5 protein-coding genes and 1 pseudogene are annotated in these 4,013 nt (G+C 52.9%); all 6 read left to right on the plus strand.

Going from position 1 to position 4,013, the window contains the following annotated elements; all coding sequences use genetic code 11:
* Window positions 1–650, plus strand: a 650-nt coding sequence (locus tag CPT76_RS23105; RefSeq protein ID WP_181153007.1) for a methylenetetrahydrofolate reductase, incomplete at its 5' end; no start/stop codon positions are given.
* A 35-nt stretch (window positions 651–685) separates the two neighbouring features.
* A complete protein-coding gene (locus tag CPT76_RS23110) occupies window positions 686–1,582 on the plus strand; it encodes a YicC/YloC family endoribonuclease (protein ID WP_105444588.1) in 897 nt (298 codons plus the stop codon).
* Window positions 1,583–1,640: 58 nt separating this feature from the next.
* Window positions 1,641–1,901: an extracellular matrix/biofilm regulator RemA gene (gene remA / locus CPT76_RS23115; RefSeq protein ID WP_006209218.1), complete on the plus strand. Its 261-nt coding sequence runs from the start codon at window positions 1,641–1,643 to the stop codon at window positions 1,899–1,901.
* A gap of 26 nt (window positions 1,902–1,927) precedes the next feature.
* Window positions 1,928–2,489, plus strand: a pseudogene (gmk, locus tag CPT76_RS23120) (guanylate kinase).
* A 46-nt stretch (window positions 2,490–2,535) separates the two neighbouring features.
* Entirely contained in the window at window positions 2,536–2,760 is a 225-nt protein-coding gene (gene rpoZ / locus CPT76_RS23125) for a DNA-directed RNA polymerase subunit omega (protein ID WP_105444589.1), read from the plus strand.
* A 159-nt stretch (window positions 2,761–2,919) separates the two neighbouring features.
* On the plus strand, window positions 2,920–4,013 hold a 1,094-nt coding region (gene coaBC, locus CPT76_RS23130), incomplete at its 3' end, for a bifunctional phosphopantothenoylcysteine decarboxylase/phosphopantothenate--cysteine ligase CoaBC (RefSeq protein WP_105444590.1).

A 4,013-nucleotide genomic window follows, 5' to 3' on the forward strand; every position in this document is an offset into this window, starting at 1 on the left:
ACCTTATGGGCTTTGACGCCCTTGGCATCGATCACGTGCTGGCTGTCACGGGCGACCCCGCTCGCTTCGGCGATTTGCCGGGATCGAGTTCCGTATACGATTTGACTTCTTTTGAGATTATACGAATGATCAAGCAGTTAAATGAGGGAATCGCCTTCTCCGGCAAGCCGCTCAAACAAAAGGCGAACTTCGTCGTCGGCGCGGCGTTCAACCCTCACGGGAAGCATCTTGACAAAGCCGTGCTGCGTTTGGAACGCAAAATCGCTGCCGGCGCCGATTATATCATGACCCAGCCGGTGTACGATCCGGAGCTGATCCGCGCGCTGAAGGAAGCGACGAGCCACCTCGACATTCCGATCTTCCTCGGCATCATGCCGCTGGCGAGCGGGCGCAATGCGGAATACCTGCACAACGAGGTGCCGGGAATTCAGCTCTCGGACGATGTGCGCCGCCGGATGAGCGGCCTGGAAGGTGAAGAAGGAAGAGCCATGGGGGTTGCCATTGCCAAAGAGCTGCTCGACGTGGCGATGGAGCATTTTAACGGAATTTACTTAATGACGCCGTTTATGCTGTATGACATGAGCGCCCAGCTCATCAGCCATGTGTGGGAGAAATCCGGACGCCGGCAGTCCCCCTTGTTTCACAGATAGTTATCAATTACAATAGTGTAATGGATGTGGTGCCGATGTCTTTCAGCATGACCGGTTACGGTCAATCCGCCCTTCATTTCGGAGGGTATAAAGTGGAAATTGAAGTGAAATCCGTGAACCACCGATACTGCGAAGTGGTCATACGCCTGCCGCGTGAATGGACACGCTTTGAGGACCCTTTGAGAAGAACGGTACAGCGGTTTGTCAAGCGCGGCCGGATCGATGTCTTTATTAACAAGGAGGCGGAAGAGAATACCGCTCCGCCTGTTTTGTTAAATCATAAAGCCGTCAATACTTATATGGAGGCGGCGCGTGAGGTATCCGAAAGGCATGGCCTGAACGGCGAATTGACGGTAAGAGACCTGCTGTCCCTGCCGGGCGTCTTTCTCACACCCGAGGAAGTCGGGACAAACCAGGATCCGGAGCCTGAAGAGTGGGGACGCGTGCTTGAAGAAGGTCTTGTAAGGGCCATGGAAGGACTCGTCGCGATGAGGACTTCCGAAGGAAGCTTCCTTGCTCGTGATGTGGAGCAGCGCCTGAACCGGCTGGAGAAGCTTCACGGAGAAATGGTACAGCTCGCACCCAGCGTAGTCGAAGAATACCGCAATAAGCTCAGACAAAGGCTGGCTGAACTGAATGACGGTTCGTTTGCTTTTGATGAACATAAATTTGGCATGGAAATTGCTATTTTTGCAGACCGCTGCAATATCGATGAGGAATTGATACGTCTGCACAGCCATTTTGAGCAATGCAAAGGATTACTTCGTGCGGATGAACCGGTCGGAAGAAAACTCGATTTTCTGATTCAGGAAATGAACAGGGAAGTCAATACGATTGGATCCAAGGCCAATCATCTGACTCTGGTAAACCGTGTTGTCGAAATGAAAGCGGAGCTGGAAAAAATTAGAGAGCAACTGGCCAATATAGAGTAAGGCACAATTTCGACAGAAAACAGGAGAGAGTCAAATGAATAGGGGGAAGAACCTGAATATGGCAATCAAACTCATTAACATCGGCTTCGGGAATATTGTATCGGCTAACCGTATCATTTCGATTGTAAGCCCCGAATCAGCGCCTATTAAGCGGATTATTCAGGAAGCAAGAGATCGTCACATGCTGATCGATGCGACCTATGGGCGCAGGACGCGCGCCGTAATCATTACGGACAGCGACCATGTCATCCTGTCGGCGGTGCAGCCGGAGACGGTGGCTCATCGCCTGTCCAGCAAAGATGACGATAATGACGAATAACAAGATGGGGATAATATGTCAAAAGGATATTGTTTGTATTGTCAGGACCTTCCGGGGTCGGTAAAGGAACCGTGTGCAGCGCGCTGCGCGGGAAGCTGCCGGATTTGGTCTATTCGGTATCGGCGACGACACGGAGTCCGCGCCAGGGAGAAGTGAACGGGGTCAAGTTATTTTTTCAAAACCCGTGACCAGTTTCTGGATATGATGCAGAACGACCAGCTACTGGAGTATGCGGAGTACGTGGGGAACTATTACGGAACGCCGCGCGATTTCGTAGAGAAGACGCTGGAAAGCGGAAACGATATTATTCTGGAAATTGAGGTACAAGGTGCCCTTCAGGTCAAACAGAAGTTTCCCGAGGGGGTATTTATTTTCCTGCTGCCGCCTTCCCTGGACGAACTCAAGGACCGGATCATCGGGCGCGGTACGGAGAACCAGGCGACGATCGACCACCGCATGACGGTGGCGGTTGACGAAATCAATTTGATGCAGCATTATGACTATGCGGTGGTTAACGACCAGATTGATTGCGCCTGCAAACGAATAGAATCGATTATTATCGCCGAACATTGTAAAATCAAGAAATAAACGAAGACAGCATTCCATTTGAGAATAATAAAAGAGGTGTCGCCAAGTGTTGTACCCATCGATTGATGAAATGATGAATAAAGTCGACAGTAAATACTCGCTGGTCGTCGCGGCCTCCCGCCGTGCGAGACAGCTGCGCGAGGGCGCAAAGACCGACCTGAAGCATCCAAGATCCCACAAATACGTGGGCGTGGCGCTTGAGGAAATTTATGGGGATTTGCTTCGGGTGATTCCGGAACCGGTCGCCGAACGGGATGAGAATAAGGCGTAAGCCTGTTCTTCCCGGGACGGGGCTTTTTCTGCTGTTATGCGGCAGGTCTAACAAGAACTCATATTAAGTTTGCAGCAAGAGCGTATAGACGTCTTCCAGATACAACCGCAAGGTTGTATTTTTTCTCTATCTAAATGAAACGGAAAGCGGGGAAATCGTATGTTAACCGGCAAAACCATCGTGCTCGGCGTGACGGGTGGAATCGCGGCGTTCAAGGCGGCCAGTCTGTGCAGCAAGCTGGTGCAAAAAGGCGCAGATGTCCACGTGATCATGACGGAATCAGCGAAGCAGTTTATTACGGAGCTGACCTTTCAGAGTCTGTCCAAAAATCCGGTATACAGCGACACGTTCGATGAGCGCGATCCATCCGTTGTCTCCCATATCCATTTGGCCGATGAGGCCGACCTCGTTCTCATCGCACCGGCTACAGCCAATATGATCGCAAAAATGGCCCATGGTCTGGCGGACGACATGCTGTCGACGACGCTGCTCGCCACCGAGGCGCCGGTCATGATCGCACCGGCCATGAACGTGCATATGTATGCCCATCCGGCGGTTCAGGCCAACATGCGGCTGCTCGAGTCCCGGGGCGTGATGATGATCGAGCCCGGCGAAGGACTGCTTGCCTGCGGCTATGTCGGCAAGGGACGGCTGGAGGAGCCGGAAACGATCGTCCAGGTAGTGGAGCGCTTTTTTGCGTCTCACAATGAATCCGTACAAGGGCAGGGTCTGCTCCGCGGGAAAAAGGTCATCGTTACCTCGGGCGGAACGGTGGAACGGATCGACCCGGTGCGTTACATCACCAATGATTCTTCCGGGAAAATGGGGTTTGCCATCGCCAAGGCCGCCAAAGACATGGGGGCGGAGGTGCATGTCGTTTACGGCCATACGGACGTTGAGCCCCCTTCAGACGTGGACGCGGTGAAAGTCCAGTCCGCCGAGGATATGTACCGGGCGGTGCTGGAACATTGGGAGGACAGCGACCTGGTCATCAAGGCGGCGGCTGTCGCGGATTACCGTCCGAAGGTGACGGCAGCAAGCAAAATGAAAAAGTCGGGGGATACGATGACGCTCGAGCTCGTCAAAACGGTGGATATTCTGGAGGAGCTCGGCAAGACGAAGACAACGCAGTTTTTGATCGGATTTGCAGCCGAGACGAATGATGTGGAGAAATATGCCCAGGATAAGCTGAAACGGAAAAACGCCGATCTGATCGTGGCCAATGACGTAACGGCGGAGGGAGCCGGCTTCAG

Origin of the sequence: Paenibacillus sp. AR247 (assembly GCF_002968895.1) — a bacterium.
GTDB lineage: Bacteria > Bacillota > Bacilli > Paenibacillales > Paenibacillaceae > Paenibacillus_AQ > Paenibacillus_AQ favisporus.

Excerpts from the sequence above, each read along its gene's own strand:
- CPT76_RS23110 (WP_105444588.1), top strand. The coding sequence starts at position 686 with ATGTCTTTCAGCATGACCGGTTACGGTCAATCCGCCCTTCATTTCGGA.
- remA (WP_006209218.1), top strand. The coding sequence starts at position 1,641 with ATGGCAATCAAACTCATTAACATCGGCTTCGGGAATATTGTATCGGCT.